Source organism: Streptococcus mitis, assembly GCF_003942695.1.
Classification (GTDB): domain Bacteria; phylum Bacillota; class Bacilli; order Lactobacillales; family Streptococcaceae; genus Streptococcus; species Streptococcus mitis_BD.
In genome coordinates this window covers 51,131-77,722 of the sequence record NZ_RJNU01000001.1, presented here as the reverse complement: position 1 = coordinate 77,722, position 26,592 = coordinate 51,131, and the positions used below count along the sequence as shown (strand labels likewise).

The window sequence follows — 26,592 nt, the reverse complement described above, 5'->3', positions numbered from 1 at the left end:
AACAAGACTGAGGGGCAGAAATTACTTCGCTCCATCTCTCTTAAATACTACTTTAACTGTCTTCAATAAAATTTCAATATCTTTCCAAATTGTCCAATCATCTATATAAGCCACATCTAATTTGACAACTTCATCAAAATTTTTGATTTCACTTCGTCCGCTGACCTGCCATAAACCTGTTATGCCAGGTTTAAAACTTAGACGACGTTTTTGTTCTGGGGTATAGCGCTCATACTCGTCCACTGTTGGTGGCCGTGTGCCAACCAAACTCATATCTCCCTTTAGAACATTATAAAACTGTGGCAGCTCGTCCAAGCTAGTCTTCCTTATAAAACGACCAATTTTCGTGATACGTGGGTCATCATCCACCTTAAACATTCCACCCTGCATGGTATTTTGTTCCATGAGTTCTCTTTTTTTGTCCTCAGCATCCACACACATAGAGCGGAACTTGTAAAAAGTGAAGTGGCGACCATTTTTTCCTATACGCGTCTGAGCAAAAATAGCAGAGCCCCCATCCTTTCGAATCAAAGGGACCAGTACAACACTGACTAGACCACATAGTATCAGCCCTACTAGAGAACCGATAATATCAATAATCCGCTTAGCAATCACGTGGCTAGTCTTATAAAATGTTGTAGAAAAAGTCACAACGTTTAATCCTGCCATCTCACGAATTTGCTTGTTACGTGCCAAACTACGATCAAAAGCATTTAGATTGACTGTTACATCAATTCCCATCGTTTCAAACTGAGAGATAAGCTCTCCAATATTGTATTTTTCACTTGGAAGATTGATAAAGACTTCATCGACCACCTCATGAGTCGCAAATTCTACTATCTCTTCCTCTGCTACTACCTTTAAAGAATTATGCTGAAAATCTGGTTTGTCTAAAACACTGACAGCTACCAACTCCCCAACAACCTCATTTGATTCTATTAATCTATCCAGTACCTTTTCGACACGAGAAGTTGCTGTAAGCAAGAGGATCTTCTTACTTCCTTTAAAATTGGGATAAGCTCGTTTCCAATACCACTTGATAAATAGGTTTAGCACATAGACTAAGAGAGCATGTAATGTAAGGAAGTAAATCATGCCTCGTCTGGAAATACTAAATCGATCCTCTAAGAAAAAATTAGAAATACTAATCGCTAGCGCAAAGAATAGGATATATTTCAATGTCTGGACAAGTTCAAGCAAATATCCCCTTTTAAAGAAATCTTGTCCATAATCACTGATATAAAAGACAAAATAATGGAGGATATAAAGTGCAATAGCTGTTGTTGAAACAATCTCTGTTTCTCTCACAGCGCTAAGCAAATAAGTCAATATAATAACAAGAAAACTCTGGATTATGGCCAATGAAGGCTTTACTACTTTTCCATTCATCTCTATCCCCCAACCTATTTTTTATTTTTTCCCGTAATCTCCATAATTTCCATAAGGACTGTGTTTGTATACTGAAGTATCGAATTTATTCAACACAACTCCCAAAAACGGCTTCCCAGTTTGTTCCAACTGTTCTTTTGCTTTTTGAATATCCCGTCGATTTGTTTCACCTGCTGCTGTCACTAAAATAGAAGCATCACATTTTCGCGTAATGATAGCCGCATCAATCACGACACCTACGGGGGCAGTGTCTACAATGATGTAGTCAAAATATTTACGCAAGGTTTCAAGCATTGTACTGAAATTATTACTTTGAAGAAGGGCCGTCGGATTCGGTGACACAGTGCCAGCCTGAATCACAAAGAGATTTTCGATATTGGTATCACAAAGTCCTTGTGACAGGTCTGTAGTTCCTGATAGAAATTCCGTCAGACCTGTAATTTTATCCCTTGCTTTAAAGACACCTGACATAACAGAATTGCGAATATCTCCATCAATCAACAGCGTTTTGTAACCTGCACGCGCAAAAGCCCAAGCGATATTAGTGGAAGTCGTTGATTTTCCTTCTCCTGGTTTCACAGAAGTGATAGAAAATACTTTCAAATCATCTCCACTTAACTGTAGGTTCGTGCACAAAGCGTTATAATATTCCTCTACCTTTTTTACAAGATCCAATTTTGCCTGTGAGATTTCTAACGTTGGCATAACTTCCTCCTATTTCATTTTATCCAAATCTGGAACGACCCCTAAAAGTGGAATTTGTAGCACATCTTCGACATCTTCAGGACGTTTCACACGGGTATCGAGCAACTCAATCAAAAGAACAGTAATTACTGTTACGACGACTCCTCCAAGAAAACCAAACAAGGTGTTGCGTCGAACATTTGGAGAAGAGGGAGTCGTAGCTGGTCGCGCTTCTTCAAGTGTCGTTACATCAGATACTCGCGTTACAGCGATGATCTTTTCTGCAGCAACTTCTCGTAGAGAATTAGCGATGCGGCTGGCTTCCTCTGGCTGTTTATCCTTGACAGAGATTGAGACGATACGAGTGTCAGCTGGTACAGTCACTTGAACTTTACTAGCTAACGTTTTTGCTGGCATATCCAATTTCAAATTTGTCGCTACCTTTTCCAATACATCCTGCGAAAGGATAATCTCACGGTAGTCTTTTACCAGATAAGATCCTGCCTGCAAGTCCTGATTTGTCAGTCCCGGCTTATCTCCTTGATTGCGATTCACTACGTAAATACGCGTAGTACTCGTATATTCTGGCTTAACGATAAAAGTGCTATATGCAAAAGCTCCCGCCCCTGTCACAAGTGCCACTAATAAAATAATTAGCTTGCGTTTCCACAAGGTTTTTAATAATTGAAATACATCGATTTCTATCGTATTTTGTTCTTTCATCATTTCTCCTAAATTAGTTGATCCATTACAATTTTTCGAGGATTGTCTATAAAGAGTTCTTGAGCCTTCGCTTCTCCGTATTTTTGGGTAACAAGGTCATATGCTTCTGCCATATGAGGAGGTCTACCGTCTAGATTGTGCATATCACTTGCAATGACATGAACCAAATCCTGCTCTAAAAAATACTGAGCTCTTTTTTTCATGAATTTATAACGTTCTCCAAAAAGTTTGGGTTTGAGGACATGTGAACTATTTACTTGCGTGTAACAGCCCATATCGATCAGTTCTCGAACGCGTTTTTCATTATTTTCAAGAGCATCATAGCGCTCGATGTGGGCAATGACTGGAGTAATTCCCAACATCAAGATCTTGCTCAAGGCACTATGAATATCGCGATAAGGGGTGTTCATACTAAACTCTATCAAGGCATAACGACTATCATTGAGGGTCGGAATCCGCTTTTTTTCCAGCTTATCCAGAATATCTGGTGTGTAGTAAATTTCAGCCCCGTAAGCAATGACTAAGTCACTCGCCACTTCCTTAGCTATTTCCCGAACCTGAAGAAAGTTTTCTGCTATCTTCTCTTCTGGAGTTTCAAACATGCCCTTGCGACGATGAGAGGTAGAGACAATGGTTCGCACCCCCTGCCTGTAGGCTTCTGTCAAGAGAGCCTTGCTTTCCTCTCTTGACTTGGGGCCATCATCTACATCAAAGACAATGTGCGAATGAATATCAATCATTTCATTTTCCCTCCAACACGTCTTGAATAGCAGCTTTGACAGATGCAAGGCTACTGTCGTCAATTTCCATCATATAGAGGTTACTATCTGGCATCGCATAAGAAGGAAGATCCATCCGTCCTGTACCTTTCAAGTCTTGCGAATTCACTTTGTAAGTTCCACCACTTTCTAACTGAGCATTGACCAAATTCATCATGGTCTCAAGTGGCATATTTGTTTGGATAGAATCTTGCAAGCTATCAATGATCGTACTATAATTTTTCAGTGCTTCGGTTGACGTTAATTTTTGAAGGATAGCCACAATCACCTTTTGTTGATTACGCCCGCGGTCACGGTCACCATCTGCTAGGGAGTAGCGCTCGCGAACAAAACCGAGGGCCTGTTCTGAATCAAGATGAACATTGCCCACAGGGAATTGAAACTTACCGTGTAGTGCTGTGAATTCCTGATCATTATAAACATCTACCCCACCCAACAAATCAATCAATTTCAAGAAAGAAGTGAAGTTCAATCGCACATAGTAATTGATATCCACTCCATAGAGATTTTCTAAGGTGTGGATGGATGAATCAACTCCATAAATGCCCGCATGGGTTAATTTATCTTTTTGATTATTTCCACCGTCTGCGATTGGTACATAAGCATCACGCGGCGTTGTGGTCAAGAGGATTTTCTTGGTATCTCGATTGACAGTCATCAGGATATTGACGTCTGAACGCGACACCGAACTAATAGGACCATAGGTGTCAATTCCACTAACATAGATATTGAAAGACTGATTCTTAGACGTCTTAGGAGCTTCTACTTTTTTAGTGAATCCCTTGGTATAAATCTTTTTTATCTTCGATGCGTAGTCTGGATACTCTGACTCGATGATATTTTCAAAGACACTATTTAGGACAATGGCCTTAGTCTCCCCTGCAATCAGACTCTTGTAAGCCGCCAAGTAAGACGAACTCTGGTCGACCGTCAAATCGGTATTCTGACTTGATTTGATATCAGCTAGTAGTTTTTGGATGTTTTCATTATCAGTCCCAGTCGGTGCTGTCACGCTCGTCAGTTGCGTAACATTCCCAATCTCACTATCTGCTAAAACAGCGACACTGATCGAATATTCTGAGTAATTAGAAGTCGCATTTAAACGATTGGTCAGTCCAACAAACTGCTGTACTGCAAAGAGCGACACAGAGCTGACAAGGATAGAGAACACCAACAGAAAAATAGTAAATTTTTCAGCTTTTTTATAGATAATCAAGAGCAGCCCCACCAAGGTAACTAGTAGGACTAACGCAGTTGCCACTAGATTAAGATATCTAAAAGCAAGGATATGGTATTTAAAAATCAAAAACAATAAAAAGCCAGCCAACAATAGATAAACAGCTAACAAGGCTATGTTAACGCTTCGCTTTACTCTCCCCGAGCGAGATCTCTTTGAACGTTTCGTCATGACACTCCCCTATACTATAATAATTAAAGTAATTATATCACAAAAGTAAGGTAAATTCCATTTATTCCCACAATTCTCAGCGTTTTCATTTATTTTTTCTTAGCTATGTTTTGAAGTGACCGCTTTCATTATTTAGGACCTTGAGCAAACAAAAACAAGATCCCTCGCAAGAGACCTTATTTCAACTTTTTATTTGATATGATTTTCAAATTCTTTTTGACTTTGTTCGATGGCTTTTTTACTTTCTTCTTCCCACTTAGCCTTAGCTTCATCAAATTGTTTCTTGGTAACAGGATCTTTTTGCAGTCTCATGTACTTGTAGTTGTTTCCATCACCTTTGATTCCCACTAGAGAGTAGGCACGTGTAAACGGAGTTACTTTAGTTACAGAGGCTGTACCACCATTTGACATAACAGACATGACTAGAGAATGGTCAATCATCCAAGCTTGAGCTTCAGCGTATTTTTCATAACGTTTAGCAACATCTTGATTCTCAGCATCTGCTTCTTTTAGAAGTTTTGTATAGGTATCAAGTCCTAGGCTCTTGATGAGTTCTTGATCTTCCTTAGCATCTAGACCGAAAATTTTGAGATAAAAACCATCTTCAGCATTAAATGGATCCAGATAAGTTGACGGATCTTGATAATCACCAACCCAGCCATCAAAGTTCAAATCGTAATCACGAGCTGCTGGATTTGGTGCTAGGAAAGCAACATTCCCAAAGTCATCCGTTGAAAGCTGTTGAACATCAATGACGACATTATCAGAACCTAATACTGTTTCAAGGGTTTGTTTAAGCGAATTCATCCCAGAAACTGCATTTTTATTGATTTGATCAACTGGGACGTCCAAATGAATCGGGAAGGTAACCCCTTGGGTTTCCAATTCCTTTTTAGCTTCCGCAAATTTTGCTTGGGCCTTTTCCTTGTTGAAGTAACCGTCTTGGGCATCCGCCAAGTTGATTCCTGACCACTCAGTTCCGTAGTTCACAAGCTTAGAAGCTGTTACTTCTCCAAAGGTCTTATCTCCCACCTGGACAAATGTTGGGGGAACAAGGGTATTTCGAAGGGTCTTGCTTGCCGCTTCTTCTCCATTAGATTGGGCAGAGTAGGTCGTACGATCGATGGCAAAGTTCAAGGCTTGACGGAAGTTCTTATTTAAAATCGCTGTTTGCGTTGAGTTCTTTTGTTGATCTGATGTTTTTGCAGTATGGTTATAGGCTTTACGGTTAACGTTAAAGTTGAAGTACCAAGAAGTCTTGTCTTGTAAGCTATAAACAATGTTGTCTTGATATTTTTCTTTCGTCTTGGCATAGCTCGAGCTATTTGGATAAACTCCCGCAAGTGAGTAGGCACCACTTTCAAAGTTTCGGATGGTCATCTCCTGGTCAGAGCCATCAAAATACGCTAGTTTCACTTTCTCAATGGTCACCTTGTCATGATCATAGTAGTTTGGATTCTTCACATACTCGATTGAAGATTTTGATGTGAAATCTTTTAACAGATATGGACCATTATAAAGGATACTGTCTGGCGTCAAGGTCCCAAATTCTTTATCCTTTGATTTCAAAAACTCTTCATTAACCGGGAAAAGGATACTATTGGTTGTCTTTGAATTCCAGTACGGTTCTGGTCGAGTCAAAGTATACTCGACCGTATAGTCATCCAAAGCTTTCACACCAACTGTTGTGAAGTCATTGGTCGCACCTGTCACATAGTCATTCAATCCCTTGATAGAATTTTGAATGAGATCCATGGCTTGCCCCTTGTTGTCCGCAGCATACTTAATCCCAGTGACAAAGTCTTGGGCTTTGACTGGAGCGTATTCCTCACCATCAGCCGTGTACCACTTGGCATCTTTTCTGAGTTTGTAGGTATAGGTCAAACCATCTGCTGAAACAGACCAATCTTCAGCTAGAGCTGGCGTTAGGTTGCCATAGCTATCATTTTCCAGCAAACCATCCACAAGATTGGTAATAACGGCAGTATTATCTGCATAATAGTCTAAAAGATAGTTAAATGTCGTTGGATTTGCACCAAATGTTGATGAGAAGGTGCTTGTATCTGTATTGAACTGTCCACAAGCTGAGAGTAAAACTCCTGTCGCTAAGACAAGACCTGTCCCGATTAGTCTTTTTTTCATTTTCATCATCTACTCCTTCATGTCACTTTTTATAACATAGACACATTTTATCAAATTTATCCTAAATTGTAAAGTTTATGGTTTTACAACGACTGATGTCTCAAAACCAGAAAAAGGAAGTACAGATTTTCTGCAACTTCCTTTTCTTTTATAGACTATTTGACGTGTTTTTCTAGCTCTTTTTGGTATTTGGCATTTGTTTCAATTTTTTCTTTCTGCCATTTCTTGAGAGCTTCTTCGTATTCTTTTGTAGTCACGACATTCTTTTGCAGCTCCAAACCTTTGAATACAAACGGGTCTCCCTTGATTCCGACTTGAGAGTATGCTTTTGTGAATGGCACAGTACGGCTAACAGTTGGAGAACCACCTGAAGAGGCAACTGGGATCAAGAGCGAGCTATCAGACACCCAGGCTTGAGCTTTAGCATATTTCTCATAACGCTTATTGAGATCGCTTGTTTCAGCTGCGGCATCATCCAAGAGTTTCTTGTATTCGTCTAGACCAACTTGAGCCATCACTTCTGGGTCTTTCCCACGGGTGATACCCAAGTGTTTAAGGGCAGAACCCTTCTTAGCATCAAGAATGTTTAGGTAGGTAGCTGGGTCTTGATAGTCTGGTCCCCAACCAGTTCCATTCAAGTCATAGTCTTTTTGGGATGGAACCTTAGCTTGAGATGTAATGCTCATTTTTTCATTATCGGTCATTTGAAGGACATCGACAATGACATTCTCCGTACCAAGTGTTGATTCGATAGACTGCTTGAGTGAGTTAGTCTGTTGAACGGCAATCACATCGGTCTGTTCAACTGGAACATCCAAACGGATTGGGAAGGTCACACCCTTAGCCTGCAATTCTGCCTTAGCCTTCGCAAAGGCTGCCTTAGCTTTTTCAGGACTGTAAAGCGTATCCTTACCATCAGTAAGGGCTACATCTTTCCACTGGTCCCCGTAAGAAACCAGCTCTGCCTGAGCCAACTCTCCAAAGGTCTTTTCACCTACTTGAACGTAGTCATGAGGCACTAGGCTGTTACGGATAATTTTGTCCGCACCTTCTTCACCATTCAACTGAGCAGTGTAAGAATGACGGTCAAGGGCAAAGTTCAGCGCCTGACGGAAGTTCTTATTAAGAAGAGCTTCTTTTGTTGATGTTTTTTGAGCTTCGTCTGTTTTAGCTGTTTTATTGTAAGACTGGCGGTTTACGTTAACAGTGAGGTAGTAGCTTGTCGCTTCTTGTGGACTGTAGACAATCTTATCGCCGTACTCTTTTTTAGTTGACTCAAAATTTGAGCTTGTTGGGAAGAGACGAGCTGTTGTATAAGCACCCTGCGTAAAACTACGAATCAAAGATTCTTGGTCAGATCCATCGTAGAAAGTTAGTTTAATGTTGTCAATCTTAACATTGTCCTTATCCCAGTAGTTCGGATTCTTTTCATATTCAATGACTGATTTTGAAGTCAATGATTTCAAGAAATAAGGACCGTTATAAAGAATACTTGATGGTGTTGGTGCACCGTAGTCGCTCCCTTTAGAATTCAAGAATTCTTCATTAACTGGAAGCATGGTTGCAGTTGTGACTTTAGAGTTCCAGAAGCTTTCTGGTTTGTTAAGCGTATATTCAACCGTGTAATCGTCAACAGCTTTGACTCCTACAGTAGAAAAGTCATTGCTTTCACCACTAATGTAGGCAGCCAAACCTTTGATAGAATCTTGAAGGAGAGAGAGGCCGTCTGATTTACCGTCAGCTGCGTGTTTCAGACCCGTAACAAAGTCCTGAGCCTTGACTTCAGCATACTCTTCTCCCTCAGAAGTATACCATTTCACACCCTTACGAAGTTTGTAGGTATAGGTCAAGCCATCTTTAGAAACGGACCAGTCTTCTGCAAGCGAAGGAATCAAGTTCCCGTATTTATCGTTTTCCAAGAGGCCATCGACAACGTTGGCTATAACGTCAGAAGTTGAGCTCTTGCTCGTCACGCTGTAGTCCAAAGATGATGGATCTATTGCATAGACATAAGAAAATGTCTTGGGAGCATCAGCCTTTTTTTCACTTTGCCCACAAGCGGTTAACAGAAGTGCTGCACTCAAGACAGCACCTGCTCCTAAGAGCCACTTTTTCGATCTCATAAGTAATCTCCTTAAAGATAGTGTTTTCACCATTATACCCTATTTTTTCATAAAAGCAAGGGCTTTCGGATAATTTTTTAGAAAATTCTAACAAATATTTTTTAAAGATTTTTCTATACAATTTTTAGTAAAAAACCTCAAGCTTTTGAAGCTTGAGGTTCTCTCATTTTAGTCAGTCATTTCCACACAGAAAGCATCCCACGGAGCCAAGGTCTGTTTTTTAACTGCTTCTTTAGCAGTAGTGTTTTCAATCAAGACAGATTTGACTTTTCCTCCTACCGAAAAATCTTGTTTTTCATTGGACAAGTTAGCCACAACTAGGAAGCGGCGGTCGCCATCTTTACGGATATAAGCAAAAATCTTATCAGCCGTATCAAGCAATTCAAAGTCAGCGCGAATCAGCCAACTGTTTTCCTTACGGATTTGAACGAGTTTTTGATAAGTATAGAAAATAGAATCTGGATTTGCTAGTGCTTCTTGAACGTTGATCTCTTGATAGTTTGGATTAACTACCAACCAAGGCTGACCAGTTGAGAAACCAGCGTTTTTGCTTTCATCCCATTGCATCGGGGTACGGGCATTATCACGTCCGATGACACGGATACTGTCCATGATTTCCTCGAGCGGAACACCTTTTTCAAGAGCTTCACGCGCATAGTTGAGGGATTCAATATCTTCTACTTGATCCAGTGTTTCAAACGGATAGTTGGTCATCCCAATCTCTTCACCCTGGTAGATATAAGGAGTCCCTCTCATGAGATGAAGCAAGATTGCAAAGGCTTTGGCAGATTTTTCACGGTATTCTTGGTCATTTCCCCAGATAGATACGATGCGAGGGAGGTCATGATTATTCCAGAAGAGGGAATTCCAGCCGTCTTCAACTCCTAACTCTGTCTGCCATTTGTTAAAAATCTCTTTTAACTTCCCTACATTTAACTCTTTTTGGTAATGCCACTTAGGTTGCCCTTCCTGATATTGAAGACAGATGTGTTCAAACTGGAAGACCATTGACAATTCTTGTCCCTTTGGATCCGAGTAAAGCTTAGCAATCTCTGGTGTTGCCCCCCAGGTCTCTCCTACTGTCAAGAGATCTTTGTCACCAAAGGTGGCTTGGTTCATCTCCTTGAGATAGGAATGGAGCATAGGACCGTTATTGACTACTTTCTCATCAGGAATTTTCCCAATCATGTCAATAACATCCATACGGAAACCGCCAATGCCCTTATCAATCCAGAAGTTCATCATCTCGTAAATTCTCTGGCGCAGTTTTTCATTTTCCCAGTTGAGATCAGGCTGTTTCTTACTGAAAAAGTGGAGATAGTATTGACCCGACTTTTCATCGTATTCCCAAGCTGAACCGCTAAAGATAGACTCCAAATCATTGGGCTCATCTCGCCAGATATAGTAGTCACGCTCAGGGCTATCAGGATTCTCACAAGCATCGACAAACCATGCGTGTTCATCCGAGGTATGATTGACCACCAAGTCCATGATAATTCGAATATCACGCTTCTTAGCTTCTGCGATGAGTTGGTCCATGTCCTCCATGGTTCCGAAAATAGCTGCAATCGCTTGATAATCAGCAATATCATAACCATTATCATCCATCGGACTATCATAAACAGGAGAAAGCCAAATCGCTGTAATCCCTAGCTTGGCTAGATAGTCTAACTTACTCGTAATTCCTGGCAAATCACCAATTCCATCTCCGTTGCTGTCCATAAAACTCTTGGGATAGACTTGATAGACTACGGCATTGTGCCACCATTTTTCTTGCATCTTCTCACCTCATTATTTTAATAATCTATAGTCTATGATAGCGCTTTTTTAAACTTAGTGCAAGCGTTTGCCTAATCTTTTTGATTTCTTTTTTGACTCCGTAGTTTCCTATCTTCCAATTTTTTATTATAATAGAGATCAGAGGTAAAAAAATGAAAAAACAAGCTTTTAGTTCTGAACAATATTTGAATCTACAGCGCGACCACATTTTGGAGCGCATCAACCAATTTGACGGCAAACTCTATTTGGAGTTTGGTGGCAAAATGTTAGAAGATTTCCACGCTGCTCGTGTCCTTCCTGGTTATGAGCCTGACAATAAAATCAAGCTCTTGCAAGAATTGAAAGAGCAGGTTGAAGTTGTGATTGCCATTAACGCAAGCAACATCGAGCATTCTAAAGCGCGTGGCGACCTAGGCATTTCTTATGACCAAGAAGTTCTTCGTTTGATTGATAAATTCAATGAATTAGGAATTTTTGTTGGTTCCGTTGTCATCACACAATACGCTGGCCAACCCGCTGCAGATGCCTTCCGCAACCAGTTAGATAAAAACGGGATTGATTCCTATCTTCATTATCCAATCAAAGGATACCCGACTGATATGGACCACATCATTTCTCCAGAAGGTATGGGGAAAAACGACTACATCAAAACCAGTCGCAACTTGATCGTCGTAACAGCTCCTGGACCTGGTTCTGGAAAATTGGCAACTTGTATGTCCAATATGTACCATGACCAACTCAATGGCATCAAGTCTGGTTACGCTAAGTTTGAAACCTTCCCAGTTTGGAATCTTCCCCTTCATCATCCGGTCAACTTGGCCTACGAGGCTGCAACCGCAGACCTTGATGATGTCAACATGATTGACCCCTTCCATCTCCAAACCTACGGAGAAACAACGGTTAACTACAACCGTGATATCGAAATTTTCCCAGTGCTCAAACGTATGCTGGAACGCATTCTCGGTGAATCTCCATACGCTTCACCGACAGACATGGGTGTCAACATGGTTGGTTTTGCTATTACAGATAATGAAGCTGCTATCGAAGCTTCTAAACAAGAAATCATTCGCCGTTACTATCAGACTGTACTTGATTTCAAAGCTGAAAAAGTCGGAGAAACTGCTGTCAAGAAGATTGAACTTCTCATGAACGATCTCGGTATCACACCTGCAGACCGCAAGGTTGCTGTTGCTGCACGTCAAAAAGCTGAAGAAACTGGTGGCCCTGCCCTAGCTCTTGAATTGCCATCTGGCGACATTGTCACTGGTAAAAACTCAGAGCTCTTTGGTCCTACAGCTGCTGCCTTGATCAATGCCATCAAAAAATCAGCTGACATCGCTAAGGAAGTGAAACTAATCGAGCCTGAAGTCGTCAAACCAATTCAAGGTCTTAAAATCGATCACCTAGGTAGTCGCAATCCTCGCCTCCATTCAAATGAAATTTTGATTGCACTTGCCATCACAGCTATGGAAAATCCTGATGCTGCGCGCGCAATGAAGGAACTTGGCAACCTCAAAGGAAGCGAAGCCCACTCAACCATCATCTTGACAGACGAAGACAAGAACGTCCTTCGCAAGCTAGGTATCAACGTAACCTTTGACCCTTACTACCAATACGATCGCTTGTATCGGAAGTAATTAAACGAGGCTGGACAAAACTCAATTTGAGGAAAAAGCCAGTAGATATTTACATGATAAAAGATAAAACGCATAATAACAAGTGTTCAAAAGACTTGGTATTATGCGTTTTTATGATTTTTCTATCCTCATTTATTTCAATGAAATTGCCAACTCGACACAGGCTCCTCCTTGGTCTGGATTGAGCAGGGTCAGACGACCAGCATGCAAGAGAGCGACCTGCTTAGAAAAGGCTAAGCCGATTCCATGATGGGGATTAGCCGAATTGCGGCTTTGGTCACTCTGGTAAAAGAGTTGGTCTGCTCCCAGTAGCATCTCCTCCGAAAATGCAGGGCCATTGTTCCAGATAGCAAAAACCAACTGGTCCTGCTGCACTGATACCGTCAGCTTGACTTCCTTTTGATCCTGATTAGCATGTTCAAGAGCATTCAGTAAAATATTAAGCAAAGCGCGCTTGAGATAGTCCAAGTGAATCGACAAAATCAGACTAAGATCACAATCTTCTTGGAGATAAAAACAATAGCTTTCCTGTTTGCTGAAAAGTGCCCAATCGTCCTGTAGAGAAGCCAAAAAGCTCCCCAAGGAAAGCTGACTAAACTGATTAGAATCAATCTGAAAAGTCTTAGCGTAATCAATCAAAGAACCACAATACTCTTCCATCTTGTGACTAGCCTGCAAAATCTCAGCAGCATAGTCTGCCTGAGGCTGGCCCAACTGCGCCAATTCCAAGAGCTCAGCATTCCCCTTAATCACAGTTAGGGGCGTCTTCAAATCGTGCGATGTCGCTGATAACTGTAAAATCAACTCCTGATTATGCCGTTGCTCTTTTTCTAGAAGACGAGCATTTTCTTGGCGGCTGCTCCGTAAATCGCTATAAACTTCTAGCATTTCCTCAATTCGAAAAAGCTGGCTTTGATTTTCTTCTAAAAGCTTCTCGCTCGTTAGCATTTTTATTTCCCTGTCGATTTTTCGGAGCAATTTTAAAATATGATAAAAAGTAATCAGCAGCAAGCTCCCTGCCCAAAAGAACAAGGTGAAAAGGGCATAATCGCTGCCTTGTGTAAATTCATAACCTATAAGCACAAAAATTAAAACATGGAAAAAGACGATTTTTAAACTGGTTGTCCAGACTAGGCTTTTGAAATTTCGGGTTCTAATTGCCATCTATAGCCTACTCCTCTCACTGTTGCGATTGCTTGCAGCCCTTCTTGTTTACATTTTTGACGAATCTGATATACGTATTCTGAGATAGAGCGAAGCTGTGTTTCTGAACTTTCTGGGTAAAGCAAGGTATGCAGGCGTTCAGCTGAAAAGGTCTGCTTGGGATTGCTAGCTAGTAAATGCAGCAACGTAAACTCTCGCTCTGAAAACTTCAAGATTTTACCAAAACAGGCAACTTCATAGCGCTCTGGATAAAATTGACAAGAAGCAATTTCAGAATATCGCTCCTTCCGCCTTTCCTCCCGCCGAAGATGAGCTCTGACACGCGCCAGCAATTCTTTGGTTCCAAAAGGCTTGACAACATAGTCATCTGCTCCGCGAAAGAGCCCTTCCACCTTGTCCGCCTCCAATTCCTTAGCCGTCAGAAAGATGATTGGACACGAAAGATGAGGACGAATGTAGGAACACAACTCAAAACCATTAACAGGCTCCATCATCACATCCAGCAGAATCAAGTCATATCCGACAAAATGCGTCAGCTCTAGGTCTTCTATCCGATCAAGCGTCGTCACATCATAAGCATCGAGCTCTAGGACGTTTTTCACCAGCTTCAAAATGCTCCGGTCATCATCAACTACCAAAATACGATACTGTCTCATATTTTCCATTATAGCATACCTCTAGCGAACATCTCGCTTCAAGGTTAAGAATATAGCAGAGCTCCAAACCAAAGCTAACCATAACAGCTGTATTCCCAGCCCTGATAAATCTATTGAGTGCTGAAGCCCTTCATACTCAAAAAGATTTAGCGTAGCCAGATCAGGCAGGTATTTTGCTTCTTTGATGAAAGTTGCTAATAAACGGCTGAGACCAATCAAGAGAGGAAAGAGCACCGACACCGGCACAACCCAAGATTGAAATAGCAAAGCGAGTCCAGCTGCTAAAAAAGCCAGAAAAAGATTGCTGAGCAGACCAAAAGAGCTGTAATAGAGGAATTTCCCCAGTAAGGGCCAGCTAAAGTCTAGGTCAAATCGAGCCAGCATAACAAAGAAACAGCTGCCTATCATGACACTGTAGAGAACCAAGAGCAGAACGGCCAGAAAAAGGAATTTCCCAGCCAACCAAGCCTTTCTATTTGATACGGTTAGAAAATTCGTTCGCATCCCATACTTGACAAACTCCTGGGCAAAATAGAGGGAAGTAAAGATGACGATGACAGGCTGCGCCAGATAGAGAGCATGCAAAGCTTCACTCAGAGCCTTTGTCTGGCCAACTGCTGTCTGACTGTAGTCAAGATTCATCAGAAAAAAAGGAACGACTACCATAGCCACCAAGGCGGCACCAAGAACGAGATAGTAAGAGCGAAACTTAATCCATTCACTTTTAAGCAGAGCTTTTATCATCAGTAGCGTCCTCCTAAATCCGTCTTCAAAAAGCGCAGAGAGGCCATGACGCCGATGACTAGCAACCATACGCTTAGTATCAAGAGTCCTTGCAAGGGATTGTTGGCATATTGGGAAGTCGGCGTTGCAACAAATAACTCTCCTGCGGGCTGTGGCAAATAAGCTCCCCAAGTCGTGTGGGTAGCTAGGTAGTTTCCCAGATTATAGATCTGTGGCACGAGAAAAAGCAGAGGAACTAGCATAGTCCGAGCCAATAAACCTAACAAAAATGAAAGGATTCCTAATAGGGTTAAAGATAAGGCTTTCCACAAAATCAAACTCCAAGCTGCCTGATTGAGCAGAATCGGATCAAGCCCCTCCTTTCCTAAAGCCAAGTGCATGACAATATAGCTCAAATAAATGGATAACAAGCTAATGATGAGTGAAAACAAACCAAAGGTCAATATTTTCCCCATAAGTAGCTTCAAGCGGTTATTACAAGCCAATAGACTGGTTCGCAAGCTATGAGACTGAAATTCCGTTGCTCCCAAAATTCCAGCTAAGATGACTAAAACCATACCACCCATAGAAGCGCCATTAAGACCTAGATATTCAAGCGGATCAATAGCTTCTGCCAGACCGGGAACCGTCTCAGGGGTCGCATCTAAACCGATAGACAGATACTGACGTCCCTCTAGCCATGACACAACAGGTACCAATAACAGCATAAAGACCACACTTACCCTGAAAGCCTTGGTTGATTGGATTTTCAACCACTCTGAATGCAATAAGGACATCGTCTCTTTCATCTTAAACCTCCTCTGTTAAGTCGAAGAAGAGCTCTTCTAAACTATCTGTTCCTTGTAATACATCTTCTAGCGTTCCCTGTTCGATAATTTGCCCATGATGAATCAAGACTACATCATCTGTTACCATTTGTACCTCAGACAGGATATGAGAGGATAGAAGGACGGTTTTCCCAAAATCAGCCTGCTGGCGAATGAACCTTCTAAACCACTTAATCCCACTTGGATCCAGTCCATTGGTCGGCTCATCTAATATTAAAAACTGGGGATCACCTAGTAAAGCTACTGCCAACCCCAGGCGCTGCCCCTCTCCTAGAGACAGGCTTGATAAGAAATCCTTTTTCTTATGAGCGATCCCAGTCATATCCAATACCTCATCAATCCGAAACTTCGGAATAGCATTACTTGCAGCAATAATATGCAGATGGTCGTAAACCTTTCTATTTGGCAGACCTCCAATACCGTCAAAAGCTGCACCTACTGTTTTGAGAGGATAAATCATTGACTGATAGGTTTGTCCATCAAAAGTCGCAGTTCCTGCTGTCGCCCGATCTAAGCCCAAGAGAATCCTCAAGGTCGAGCTTTTTCCTGCACCATTATGTCCTAGAAAAGCCGTAATGCGACCACTCCTAGCTGTAAAAGAAATATCCTTTAAAATTTGCTTGTCTCCATATTTTTTAGAAACACGATCAATTTTTACAATATGTTCCATACTGAACTCCTTTATCTTTATTTTCTCCAGTATACCCAATCTAGTTCAGAATTAGTTCAGAGATTAAACAGAAATTTCAGAAAAAGTTGGTCCACTTTTCAAAAGTCACCTTAGTTCCACTAGAAAAACTAAACTTTTCTTTCACAAGGTATTCTTCTCTCCATTCTTTCTTTATAATTCTGAGGTTTATGTATAAAGACTTTATTATCATTCTAGTCTCAAAAAGTTATTTATCAAACTCCATCAACAGCACCCTTTATGTTATAATGAAAGAAGAAAACTGAAAGGATTTACCATGTCAAAAGAAGTTATTGTTGAAAGTTTTGAACTTGACCACACCATTGTTAAAGCACCTTATGTTCGCTTGATTGGGGAAGAAACGGGACCAAAGGGAGACATCATCTCCAACTTTGATATTCGCTTGGTACAGCCAAATGAAGACTCTATCCCTACTGCTGGGCTTCACACTATCGAACACCTCTTGGCCAAACTCATCCGTACCCGCATTGACGGCATGATTGACTGTTCACCATTTGGTTGTCGCACAGGCTTCCACATGATTATGTGGGGTCGCCATACTAGCGCCGAAATTGCAGCTGTTATTAAGGATTCGCTCAAGGAAATCGCTGAGACTACTACTTGGGAAGATGTCCCTGGAACAACCATAGAATCTTGCGGAAACTACAAGGATCACAGCCTCTTTTCTGCTAAAGAATGGGCAAAACTCATCCTGGAACAAGGAATTTCAGATGATGCCTTTGAACGCCATGTCATCTAAACACAAAAGGAACCAGCTTTTAGCTAGTTCCTTCTTTTTTTATTCTCAAAATCTTGAGTTAGGCTTTTTCACGAATGACCAAGACACCATCTTCCATATCTGCTTCTAGATGTTTGGCATCTAGGTGATCCAAGTGGAAATCTGTCACCTTATCACGAATTTGTTGTTCAACCACGCGGCGGAGAGGACGAACACCCATAACTTCGTCATAACCTTCTTCTGTGATAAAGTCCTTAGCTGCTTGACTAACTTCCAAATCAATGTCTTTCTTAGCCAAAGTTTGGTTGACTTCCGCCAACATCAAGTCCACAATCTTAGAAAGGTCTTCCTTATTCAAGTGTGAGAACTCGATAACTGCGTTAAAGCGGTTAAGAAACTCTGGACGGAAGAATGGTTTCAAGCGATCCATCAATTCTGGTTTATCCGCATCTTCTGTCAAGTTGGCTTCATAACCAAATCCAGCATTTGATGTTGCGATAATGACAGTGTTCTTGAAGTTCACTGTATTTCCTTGACCATCAGTCAAACGACCGTCATCCAATACTTGGAGGAGAAGGGTGATTACTTGAGGATCAGCCTTTTCAATTTCGTCCAAGAGAATGATAGAGTATGGATTGCGACGAACACGTTCCGTCAAGGTATTGCTATTGTCATCATACCCCACATAACCTGCTGTTGTACCGATCAACTTAGATACAGCTGTGCGGTCACTATATTCAGACATATCCAAGCGGATGATCGCATCTTTAGTACCAAACATATCGAGCGCTAATTGCTTAGCAAGTTCTGTCTTACCAACCCCAGTTGGACCTACAAAGAGGAAGCTACCGATTGGGCGATTGCCTTCATCAAAACCAGCACGGTTACGACGGATAGCACGAGCTACAGCTTCAACCGCCTTGTCTTGGCCGATAACCTTGTGTTCCAAGCGATGAGCCATATCTTTCAAACGTTCGATATCTGATGCTCCCATTTGTGAAACTGGGATACCTGTCATTCGTTCCACAGATTCAGCCACATCGTTGATGCTTGCAGTCACTTTCATGTCTTCTGTGTGGTTTTCGACTTTTTTCTCTAATTCTGCAATACGTGTTTTGGCATTAAGAGCTGCTTCAAAATCTTCTGCCTCAACTGCTTTTTCTTGCTTGTCTTTTTCTGCCTCAATTTCCCGTTCAACAGCATGCACATCTGTTACAGGATGTTGAGCTGCCAAGTGAGCAGCCGTTACGTCCACAAGGTCAATAGCCTTATCTGGCAAGCTACGTTGAGGAATATATTGGATAGAATAATCCACTGCTGCTTTCAAGACTTCGTCTGGCAAGATGACATTGTGGTGTTGTTGATAGAGGTCACGAATCCCTTGAAGGATTTTAAAGGTATCCTCTGCTGAAGGAGCATTGACCTTCACTTCGTTGAAACGACGAGCAAGAGCTGCATTTTTCAAGATGGTGTTACGGTATTCGTCTTGAGTCGTTGCCCCAATCACTGTCAACTCACCACGAGAGAGAGCTGGCTTGAGAATATCCGCAAGACCTTTAGAACCACTATCACCTCCGATTGAGCCAGCGCCAAGGATTTGGTGAATTTCATCAAAGAAGAGGATAATATTGCCTGCTTCTTTCACTTCGTTGACTAGGTTTTGAACGTTTTCTTCAAAGCTACCACGGTATTGAGTACCAGCCTCAAGACCTGAAATATCAATGGAAATGATTTCCTTGTTTTTAATAGCAGCTGGAACGTCTCCATTCACAATTGCTTGTGCTAGACCTTCGACAACGGCTGTCTTACCAACACCTGCATCTCCGACCAAAACAGGATTGTTCTTGGTACGACGTGAGAGGATTTCAGATGTTTCTTGAATTTCCTTGTTTCGTCCGATAACAGGATCCAATTTGCCCTCGCGAGCTTCTGCTGTCAAGTTACGACCTAGTTTAGCAAGGACACCATCTTGCTTCATACCTGAAGCGTGTTGTTGCATTTGCGCATCAGATTCTACATTTCTTGGTAATTGACCAGTTGCACGATAATGAGCAAATTCCTCAGGAGTCACTTCACGTCCATTAATCAAGTAGCGACGGTTTTCAGAACTGTATCCTCGCATACCACCCATCAATTGGTTAAACAAATCATCCATGTTGTTAAAGTTATTAAAGTTGTTGTTCATATTCTTTACCTCGTTTATTGTTAATTAATTGCGATCTCTGATATTGACTATCTTTGACCTTTGTTTTAAAAATTTTAGACTAGCTAACTCGCTACTCTACGTATAATTTCTGGTTTTTCTTTTTTAAATAAGCCTTCTATCATCTTCTTTTCAAAGTCTGTTAGATTTAACATAGGCCTCACCCCTTTCTCGGGATTCTATACCTCATTCTCAAAGACTAATTCGTTGAAAATGAGCTTTTTAAGGAATTCATTTTCCTTATGTTTCTACTATATCACATTGGTCAGTAAAAGTCAATAATTTTTTGACCAAATTTGACTATTTTTTAAAAAATTTTTAAACACACAAAAAGCCAGTCAGATCGACTGGCTTTTCTCTATTACAATTGAATCTTAGCTCAATGCGTCATCCATTGAAAGAACTTCGTGGAAGACACGTTGTGTCAATTCAGTTTTTTGTTCTGGAGTGAGGTATTTAGTGTTTACACAATATCCAGAGATACGTACGATAACGTCTTCACCTGACATGATCTTTTCGTAAACATCGTTCAAGTCCATAACGTTCAAGTTAACGTGTTGTCCACCGTTTTCAAAGTAACCATCAAGGATTGTTACCAAGTTATCAACTTGTTCGTCACGAGTCTTACCAAGAGCACGTGGAGAAACTTGAGTTGTCAATGAGATACCGTCAGCTGCGTAACCAAAGTCTAGGCTAGCAAGTGAGTTCAAGTTTTGCAACCAGCCACCTTTAGCTTTGTTAGAAGGGTTAGCACCTGGTGAGAAGAATTCAAGTTTAGACAAGTTCACAGAACCATCTTCGTTGAGGTATACACCTTTGTGGACTGGTGAGTTACCAGTTTGTTTAGAGTAAGCAACGTTAGATGTGATTGTCAAAAGTGATACTGTAGCTTCTGCGTCTTTGTAAAGTTTGTGGCTACGTAGACGAGTTGTGTAAGCTTCAATCAACCATTCTGCCAATTCGTTTGAACGTGGGTCATCTTCACCCCAACGTGGGTATTCACCGATTGTTTCGTAATCGTAGATGTAGCCATCTTCATCACGGATTGGTTTAACCGTAGCGTACTTGATAGCTGACAATGTATCAACAGTGTTAGCAAATCCACAGATACCGAATCCCATGTTGGCACGTTGTTTAGTTGGCAAGAAGGCCATTTGAACAGCTTCGTAGTTGTACTTGTCAGTCATGTAGTGGATGATGTTCAAAGCATCTACGTAAGTGTCTGTCAACCAGTCAAGAGATTTTTCAAAGTTCGCTTTAACTGATTCGAATTCAAGAACTTCGTCACGAATAGGGTCGATGTCAAATACTTTGTAGTCTTTGTGAACATCGTCATAACCACCATTCAAACCAGTAAGAAGGGCTTTCAAAACGTTTACACGAGCACCGAAGTACTGGATGTTGTGGCGTTGATCTTCGTTTTCTGGGTCAAGTGGTGACACACAGCATGAGATACAGCTCATTTCTCCGTATCCGTCTTTAGCCATTGTTGTTACACCTTCGTATTGGATAGAAGAGTGTTTGTGGCTCATATGCATACAATAGCGACGGAAGTTGTATGGCAATTTGTCAGTCCAAAGAACTGTCAAGTTTGGCTCTGGAGAGTTACCGATGTTGTCAAGTGTGTTCAAGAAACGGTAGTCCATCTTAGTAACACGGTGACGACCGTCGTTACCCATACCAGCCATAGAAGTTGTGATGAAGGTTGGGTCACCTGAGTACAATTGGTCATAAGCTTTTGTACGAGCAAATTTAACTGTACGAAGTTTCATAACGAAATCATCAACGAACTCTTGGATTTCTGATTCGGTAAATGTACCACGAGCAAGGTCACGTTCTGCAAAGATATCCAATACGATTGGCACACGTCCTAGAGATGTAGCAGCACCGTTGATAACACGGCAGACAGCCATGAAGGCGATGTTAACCCATTGGATTGCTTCTTTCGTGTTCATCGCTGGTTTGCGGACATCAACTCCGTAAAGGTCACCCAAGCGAACAACTTGTTGCAAAGCTTGGTATTGAAGGTTTACTTCTTCACGAAGACGGATTGTTTCTTCGTCAATTTCTTTAATTGCATTCCAGTCGTTGACTTTTTCTTGCATCAAGTAGTCTGCACCGTAAAGAGCAAGACGTGCGTAAACACCGATGATACGTCCACGTGAGTAGGCATCTGGAAGACCAGTTACAGTGTGAGCGTGACGAGCGCGACGGATGTTTGAAGTGTAGGCACGGAAGATACCATCGTTAACTGTTGTTACGTATTTAGTAAAGATTTCGTGAACAGCTGGATCTGGTTCGTATCCATTTTCTTTCAAAGTAGTTTCAGCCATACGGATACCACCTTTTGGCATGAAGTTCAATTTGAAGAGTTCATCGTTTTGGATACCAAAGATCAATTCGTTTTCTTTGTCGATAAATCCAGCAGGAATATCAGCAATAGATGTTGGACGAGTGTCCATTGGGAAACGAGTTTCTTCGTAGTGTGCTTTTGTTTCTTCTACGATTTTTTTGATGTGAAGTGAACGTTCTGTTGGTCCAGCAAGGAAACTTTCATCTCCATCATAAGGTGTGTAGTTAGCTTGAACGAAGCGAGAAATACTTGCTTTTTCTTTCCAATCTACGCCTTTGAAGCCTTCCCAAGCTTTATCAAAAATATCTTGTGCTTCAACAACTGTCTTAACAACCATGTTAATGTCCTCATTTTTCTTTCTAGCAACAGTCATCTGTTACATTCATGAGACCAGTATACCATACAGTAACCGATTTCAACAAGCGAAAAAAGGCTTTTTTATCACTTTCTTTTCTAATACAGTCCGTTTATCGGTACGATCTGTATTATATATTTGAAAGAATGAGTACTCTTTTCCATTTTTTCAGAAAAAAAGGTATAATGAATAAAAAATGACATTAGAAAGGAAGCAAAATGCTCATATTTCCATTGATTAATGATTTGTCCAGAAAAATCATCCATATCGACATGGATGCCTTTTTTGCTGCGGTGGAAATAAGAGATAATCCTAAGTTAAAGGGCAAGCCTGTCATCATTGGGAGTGATCCCAGACAAACAGGCGGACGGGGAGTTGTGTCTACTTGTAGCTACGAGGCACGAGCCTTTGGCATTCACTCTGCCATGAGTTCTAAAGAAGCTTATGAGCGTTGTCCTCAAGCCGTCTTTATCTCGGGCAATTATGAAAAATACAAAACTGTGGGACTTGAGATTCGAGCTATTTTTAAACGTTACACCGATCTGATTGAACCTATGAGTATTGACGAGGCCTACTTGGATGTGACAGAAAATAAACTCGGTATCAAGTCAGCCGTCAAAATAGCTCGTCTCATCCAACAGGATATCTGGCAGGAACTACACCTGACTGCTTCTGCTGGCGTTTCTTACAATAAATTTTTAGCTAAAATGGCCAGCGATTATCAAAAGCCACATGGTTTGACAGTTATCCTCCCTGACCAGGTCCAAGATTTTCTCAAACAAATGGATATTGCTAAATTTCATGGAGTGGGCAAGAAAACAGTGGAAAGGCTTCATGAAATGGGTATTTATACTGGCGCAGACTTATTAGACGTTTCTGAAGTCACTTTAATCGATCGGTTTGGCAGACTCGGTTTTGATCTTTATCGAAAGGCTAGGGGCATTCACAATTCTCCAGTCAAATCCAATCGTATTCGTAAGTCCATCGGCAAAGAGAAAACCTATGGTAAGATTCTCCAGGCTGAAGAGGACATCAAAAAAGAGCTGACTCTTCTATCTGAAAAAGTAGCTCACAATCTCAGCAAACAAGACAAAGCTGGAAAAATCATTATCCTTAAAATTCGTTATACTGACTTCTCCACTCTAACTAGGCGGAAAAGCCTCTCACAAGCAACACAGGACGCTAGTCAGATTTCTCAAACTGCCCTTCAACTCTACGAAGAACTAGCTGAAAAAGAGAAAGGTATCCGTCTACTAGGAATTACAGTGACAGGATTTTAAAAAGCTTGAAGGAAAATTCCCTCAAGCTTTTTCTTATACAAACAAACGCACAAAACTATAGAGCAACAAGACACTACCGAGTACAATACGGTATTTACCAAAGAGTGTAAAGTCGTGTTTCTTCACATAGCTGGTCAAGAAACGAATAGCAACCATGCTGACCGCGAAGGCAACACCCATAGCGACTAAGAGCAGGAATAATTGCCCAATACTCAAGAGTTGACCTGCTTTAATAAATTTGAAAATCTTCAAAGCACTAGCTCCGAACATGACAGGAATTCCGAGATAGAAGGTAAACTCTGTTACGACAGAACGGCTCGTTCCATTCAACAAACCACCGACGATAGTGGCACCTGAACGGCTTGTCCCCGGGAAAAGGGCGAGGACTTGGAAAAGACCGATGTAAAGGGCTGTTTTATAAGGCAATTTGTCTAACTCTGTTACTGTTGGTTCAATAGCTTGCGCCTTATTTCGTTTTTCAAGATAGATAAAGGCAACACCATAGATAATCAACATAATGGCAACCGAAACCATGTTGTGGAAGTTGGCATCAAACCAATCATCCAACTTAAAGACCAACAGTAAGGGCAAGGTCGCAACGAGAACTTTTGACCACAATTGCCAAGTTCGACGAACTTCTACCTTATCCTTTGTTGGTTTAAAAGGATTGAGCTTGTTAAAGTAAATGACCATAACTGCTAAAATGGCACCGAGCTGGATGACAACATTAAACATGGACATGAAAGCTTCATTTTGGTCCTTGTATTGGACAAATTCTTCAACCAAAATCAAGTGTCCAGTACTTGAAATTGGCAACCATTCTGTAATTCCTTCAACAATCCCAAAAAAGATTGACTTCAAAATTTCAATAAAATACATACATTACTCCTTTTTCTGTCCTCTATTATAGCATAATTTCGGATGTTGCGATAGATTTTTTCTAGAAGGCACCGATGCTACCACCGCCTCCGCCTCCTGAGAATCCTCCGCCAGAACTTCCACTTCCAGAAGATACGGAGTAGGTACTAGCTGTATTTGCAATACTAGCATAGTGGCTCATTTGAGCAGTTGAATGATAAAACATACTGTGCCAGCCATAAGCTACATAAAGATTAATATCTGGGTTCTCAACTTGAATCTGATAAGATTTCATCAAATGACTCACCTTGTCCGCATAACCAAATAAAGTAGCATAGACAAGGAGGCGATTCCAAAGAACAATACTCTCTAATTCTGCCTTGTCTAGATGGGCGATATCGCGAAGCATGTTTTCAAAACTAGTCCAGAGATAGTATGCTTCTAGCCCTTCTTCATTTAAAACACCATCACGAGTATCAAATCGGGTCGTCCAATAATAGACGGCAGCTAACATCAAGCTCACAAACCCAAGGATAGGAAGTGGCAGAGAAAGGTACCCGTGAGCATCCAAACTATACAAGAACCAGCCAAAACCAACGAAAGCAGGTAGAAGCGTAGAGACGCCTATCATCAATCGCAAGATTTTTTCTCCATCACTCAGTGGACGATAGTAATCTGGAAGTTGCAAAGAGGAAACCCGCTTTCTCACCCCATCCTGCATCTGCTTCAGAGCTTGCTCGAAAGACGACTTAAGCTTACGTCCCGTTTTCTGAATCCGTTTTTCATCAGCTGCTTTTGCACCTTGGTAAAGACTAGTTGACACTTGGTAATCTGCAAACAAATCTGAAACAAGCACTTCTTCTCTTCCTGAAAAGGCCAAATTAAGGCAATCTTTTTCAAAACTTACCAATCCTTTTTCTTTTATGACTTTTAGACGGACCTCATCTCCATTTGAGATGATTGAAACATTTCCACGGTCAATCACATCCAATAAAGTAGCCTGAACGAGTTGGTCAAAGGTGAACTTCCCTCCTCCCTTGGTTAAGGGACTGACTTCCTCTAAAGAAGTGGAGTAAACAGCTTCCGATAAAACCATCGGTTCTAAGTCCATTGGCGGTTCATAGAGACGGTGATTTTTAGCATATTTCTTCGATGGAGGGGTTTTTCTTCTGTAAATGCAGTAGAAAATAACACTAAAGACTAAAGAAAGCGAGAGTAGCAAAGGGATAATCCACGTAACCAGAGCTTTGCTCTGAGCTTTTTCAGCAGTAATGGATTCCTCTATTTTTTCAAATTCTGCTAAACGATTGCCCTTCAATCCCTGATCCAAAGCTGTTCCAAAATCTTTTCTAGGCCAATAGGCATGCAATTCAACCCCACGCTGACGAGGTAGGTTCTGTAAATGAACACGATAATCACCATCTATCTTTTCTACCTTGCCCTCTGTAAAGAGTTTCCCTGTATGAAAGAACAATTTTTCTGCTCCATTAAAGCCCGTTACTCGAAACTCAAATTTTTCGATAGGTTCTGAACTATCCGTCAGGGGCTGCCAATTAAGTTCCGCGATATCATCATATAGAAATAGGAGATTTTTTAGTTGCCATGTGATTACCACTTCAACGGTATCCCCCTCTTGGCCTGGATTATACACTTTTACAGTATAACCTTCCGATTCTTCTATCACTTCACTATTGACATTCTCAATGGCACTAGCATTTTTCCATACCTGAATCTTCGGACTGGAATCTATTTCAAATCCCTTTGGCATCTTACCGGCATGGCCAAGTCCTACTAGTTGTCCATTAAAGTCTTCATCAAAATAATAGACTACTTTCTCCCTAAATTCTGCCGTATTATCTGCATGAATATACAAATCACCTTGATAAGAGCGAATCTTGAAATCAACCGCAAAAACAGAGAGTGGTAAAATACAAAACAAGCTAAATAAAAGCACGAAAAAAGTCTTTTTCACAACACAATCCCCCTTTTTATCTTTGCTATCATTATATCATTTTTTATAAGTAAAGGCTTACTTATATTGAAAATATCACTATTTTTAGA

20 protein-coding genes are annotated in these 26,592 nt (G+C 41.1%); 3 read left to right on the top strand and 17 right to left on the bottom strand.

From position 1 onward, the window contains the following. Positions 1–21: 21 nt before the first annotated feature. The 8 genes from D8852_RS00335 to D8852_RS00300 form a co-directional block, all read right to left on the bottom strand. Entirely contained in the window at positions 22–1,389 is a 1,368-nt protein-coding gene (locus D8852_RS00335) for a sugar transferase (RefSeq protein WP_125424864.1), read from the bottom strand. A 21-nt stretch (positions 1,390–1,410) separates the two neighbouring features. Beyond that, complete coding sequence (locus D8852_RS00330) at positions 1,411–2,094, bottom strand: tyrosine-protein kinase (RefSeq protein ID WP_125424865.1); 684 nt, start codon at positions 2,092–2,094, stop codon at positions 1,411–1,413. A 9-nt stretch (positions 2,095–2,103) separates the two neighbouring features. Beyond that, on the bottom strand, positions 2,104–2,796 hold the full coding sequence (cpsC, locus tag D8852_RS00325; RefSeq protein WP_125424866.1) for a capsular polysaccharide biosynthesis protein CpsC: 693 nt from the start codon (positions 2,794–2,796) through the stop codon (positions 2,104–2,106). 8 nt (positions 2,797–2,804) lie between these two features. Continuing rightward, entirely contained in the window at positions 2,805–3,536 is a 732-nt protein-coding gene (gene cps4B, locus D8852_RS00320; RefSeq protein ID WP_125424867.1) for a capsular polysaccharide biosynthesis protein Cps4B, read from the bottom strand. A gap of 1 nt (position 3,537) precedes the next feature. After that, a complete protein-coding gene (locus D8852_RS00315; RefSeq protein WP_125424868.1) occupies positions 3,538–4,983 on the bottom strand; it encodes an LCP family protein in 1,446 nt (481 codons plus the stop codon). A gap of 189 nt (positions 4,984–5,172) precedes the next feature. Next, entirely contained in the window at positions 5,173–7,134 is a 1,962-nt protein-coding gene (locus D8852_RS00310) for a peptide ABC transporter substrate-binding protein (RefSeq protein WP_125424869.1), read from the bottom strand. Positions 7,135–7,280: 146 nt separating this feature from the next. Further along, on the bottom strand, positions 7,281–9,248 hold the full coding sequence (locus D8852_RS00305; RefSeq protein WP_084974086.1) for a peptide ABC transporter substrate-binding protein: 1,968 nt from the start codon (positions 9,246–9,248) through the stop codon (positions 7,281–7,283). 168 nt (positions 9,249–9,416) lie between these two features. Further along, entirely contained in the window at positions 9,417–11,027 is a 1,611-nt protein-coding gene (locus tag D8852_RS00300) for a glycoside hydrolase family 13 protein (RefSeq protein ID WP_125424870.1), read from the bottom strand. A 152-nt stretch (positions 11,028–11,179) separates the two neighbouring features. On the opposite strand from D8852_RS00300, the gene D8852_RS00295 reads away from it, so the two are divergent. Beyond that, positions 11,180–12,664, top strand: coding sequence for a DUF1846 domain-containing protein (locus D8852_RS00295; protein WP_125424871.1), 1,485 nt, complete (start codon positions 11,180–11,182; stop codon positions 12,662–12,664). A gap of 132 nt (positions 12,665–12,796) precedes the next feature. Here the strand turns inward: D8852_RS00295 and D8852_RS00290 are convergent, their stop codons facing one another. From D8852_RS00290 to D8852_RS00270, 5 genes are read right to left on the bottom strand one after another with little or no spacing between them, the layout of a single operon-like run. Next, positions 12,797–13,828 carry a sensor histidine kinase gene (locus D8852_RS00290; RefSeq protein ID WP_084974080.1) on the bottom strand — a complete coding sequence of 344 codons (1,032 nt, stop codon included), beginning with the start codon at positions 13,826–13,828 and terminating at the stop codon, positions 12,797–12,799. Then, positions 13,795–14,493, bottom strand: a complete 699-nt coding sequence (locus tag D8852_RS00285; RefSeq protein ID WP_084974078.1) for a response regulator transcription factor — start codon at positions 14,491–14,493, stop codon at positions 13,795–13,797. The genes D8852_RS00290 and D8852_RS00285 overlap by 34 nt, the downstream gene beginning before the upstream one ends. A gap of 12 nt (positions 14,494–14,505) precedes the next feature. Next, positions 14,506–15,228: a lantibiotic ABC transporter permease gene (locus D8852_RS00280; RefSeq protein WP_125424872.1), complete on the bottom strand. Its 723-nt coding sequence runs from the start codon at positions 15,226–15,228 to the stop codon at positions 14,506–14,508. Continuing rightward, positions 15,228–16,016, bottom strand: coding sequence for a lantibiotic ABC transporter permease (locus D8852_RS00275; protein WP_125424873.1), 789 nt, complete (start codon positions 16,014–16,016; stop codon positions 15,228–15,230). Before D8852_RS00275 ends, D8852_RS00280 begins: the two co-directional genes overlap by 1 nt. A 1-nt stretch (position 16,017) precedes the next feature. Next, positions 16,018–16,725: an ABC transporter ATP-binding protein gene (locus tag D8852_RS00270; RefSeq protein WP_000400161.1), complete on the bottom strand. Its 708-nt coding sequence runs from the start codon at positions 16,723–16,725 to the stop codon at positions 16,018–16,020. A gap of 295 nt (positions 16,726–17,020) precedes the next feature. Between D8852_RS00270 and D8852_RS00265 the strand changes: the two genes are divergently transcribed. Then, positions 17,021–17,503 carry an S-ribosylhomocysteine lyase gene (locus tag D8852_RS00265; RefSeq protein ID WP_000032544.1) on the top strand — a complete coding sequence of 161 codons (483 nt, stop codon included), beginning with the start codon at positions 17,021–17,023 and terminating at the stop codon, positions 17,501–17,503. Between the two features lie 58 nt (positions 17,504–17,561). Here D8852_RS00265 and D8852_RS00260 read toward each other — a convergent pair whose 3' ends face one another. Together D8852_RS00260 and pflB are read right to left on the bottom strand one after the other, a co-directional pair. After that, positions 17,562–19,667 (bottom strand): ATP-dependent Clp protease ATP-binding subunit, encoded by a 2,106-nt coding sequence (locus tag D8852_RS00260; RefSeq protein WP_125424874.1) that lies wholly within the window; start codon positions 19,665–19,667, stop codon positions 17,562–17,564. A gap of 392 nt (positions 19,668–20,059) precedes the next feature. After that, positions 20,060–22,375: a formate C-acetyltransferase gene (pflB, locus tag D8852_RS00255; protein ID WP_000260613.1), complete on the bottom strand. Its 2,316-nt coding sequence runs from the start codon at positions 22,373–22,375 to the stop codon at positions 20,060–20,062. Positions 22,376–22,611: 236 nt separating this feature from the next. On the opposite strand from pflB, the gene dinB reads away from it, so the two are divergent. Continuing rightward, positions 22,612–23,673, top strand: a complete 1,062-nt coding sequence (gene dinB, locus D8852_RS00250) for a DNA polymerase IV (RefSeq protein ID WP_000904542.1) — start codon at positions 22,612–22,614, stop codon at positions 23,671–23,673. Between the two features lie 33 nt (positions 23,674–23,706). Here dinB and D8852_RS00245 read toward each other — a convergent pair whose 3' ends face one another. Both D8852_RS00245 and D8852_RS00240 read right to left on the bottom strand, forming a co-directional pair. Beyond that, positions 23,707–24,552: an undecaprenyl-diphosphate phosphatase gene (locus tag D8852_RS00245; RefSeq protein ID WP_125424875.1), complete on the bottom strand. Its 846-nt coding sequence runs from the start codon at positions 24,550–24,552 to the stop codon at positions 23,707–23,709. 61 nt (positions 24,553–24,613) lie between these two features. After that, complete coding sequence (locus tag D8852_RS00240; RefSeq protein WP_125424876.1) at positions 24,614–26,503, bottom strand: DUF2207 domain-containing protein; 1,890 nt, start codon at positions 26,501–26,503, stop codon at positions 24,614–24,616. Positions 26,504–26,592 lie beyond the last annotated feature (89 nt).

Bases quoted from the DNA above. Each gene is read 5' to 3' on its own strand.
- D8852_RS00335 (WP_125424864.1), bottom strand. From the start codon at position 1,389: ATGAATGGAAAAGTAGTAAAGCCTTCATTGGCCATAATCCAGAGTTTT.
- D8852_RS00330 (WP_125424865.1), bottom strand. From the start codon at position 2,094: ATGCCAACGTTAGAAATCTCACAGGCAAAATTGGATCTTGTAAAAAAG.
- cpsC (WP_125424866.1), bottom strand. From the start codon at position 2,796: ATGAAAGAACAAAATACGATAGAAATCGATGTATTTCAATTATTAAAA.
- cps4B (WP_125424867.1), bottom strand. From the start codon at position 3,536: ATGATTGATATTCATTCGCACATTGTCTTTGATGTAGATGATGGCCCC.
- D8852_RS00315 (WP_125424868.1), bottom strand. From the start codon at position 4,983: ATGACGAAACGTTCAAAGAGATCTCGCTCGGGGAGAGTAAAGCGAAGC.
- D8852_RS00310 (WP_125424869.1), bottom strand. From the start codon at position 7,134: ATGATGAAAATGAAAAAAAGACTAATCGGGACAGGTCTTGTCTTAGCG.
- D8852_RS00305 (WP_084974086.1), bottom strand. From the start codon at position 9,248: ATGAGATCGAAAAAGTGGCTCTTAGGAGCAGGTGCTGTCTTGAGTGCA.
- D8852_RS00300 (WP_125424870.1), bottom strand. From the start codon at position 11,027: ATGCAAGAAAAATGGTGGCACAATGCCGTAGTCTATCAAGTCTATCCC.
- D8852_RS00295 (WP_125424871.1), top strand. From the start codon at position 11,180: ATGAAAAAACAAGCTTTTAGTTCTGAACAATATTTGAATCTACAGCGC.
- D8852_RS00290 (WP_084974080.1), bottom strand. From the start codon at position 13,828: ATGGCAATTAGAACCCGAAATTTCAAAAGCCTAGTCTGGACAACCAGT.
- D8852_RS00285 (WP_084974078.1), bottom strand. From the start codon at position 14,493: ATGGAAAATATGAGACAGTATCGTATTTTGGTAGTTGATGATGACCGG.
- D8852_RS00280 (WP_125424872.1), bottom strand. From the start codon at position 15,228: ATGATAAAAGCTCTGCTTAAAAGTGAATGGATTAAGTTTCGCTCTTAC.
- D8852_RS00275 (WP_125424873.1), bottom strand. From the start codon at position 16,016: ATGAAAGAGACGATGTCCTTATTGCATTCAGAGTGGTTGAAAATCCAA.
- D8852_RS00270 (WP_000400161.1), bottom strand. From the start codon at position 16,725: ATGGAACATATTGTAAAAATTGATCGTGTTTCTAAAAAATATGGAGAC.
- D8852_RS00265 (WP_000032544.1), top strand. From the start codon at position 17,021: ATGTCAAAAGAAGTTATTGTTGAAAGTTTTGAACTTGACCACACCATT.
- D8852_RS00260 (WP_125424874.1), bottom strand. From the start codon at position 19,667: ATGAACAACAACTTTAATAACTTTAACAACATGGATGATTTGTTTAAC.
- pflB (WP_000260613.1), bottom strand. From the start codon at position 22,375: ATGGTTGTTAAGACAGTTGTTGAAGCACAAGATATTTTTGATAAAGCT.
- dinB (WP_000904542.1), top strand. From the start codon at position 22,612: ATGCTCATATTTCCATTGATTAATGATTTGTCCAGAAAAATCATCCAT.
- D8852_RS00245 (WP_125424875.1), bottom strand. From the start codon at position 24,552: ATGTATTTTATTGAAATTTTGAAGTCAATCTTTTTTGGGATTGTTGAA.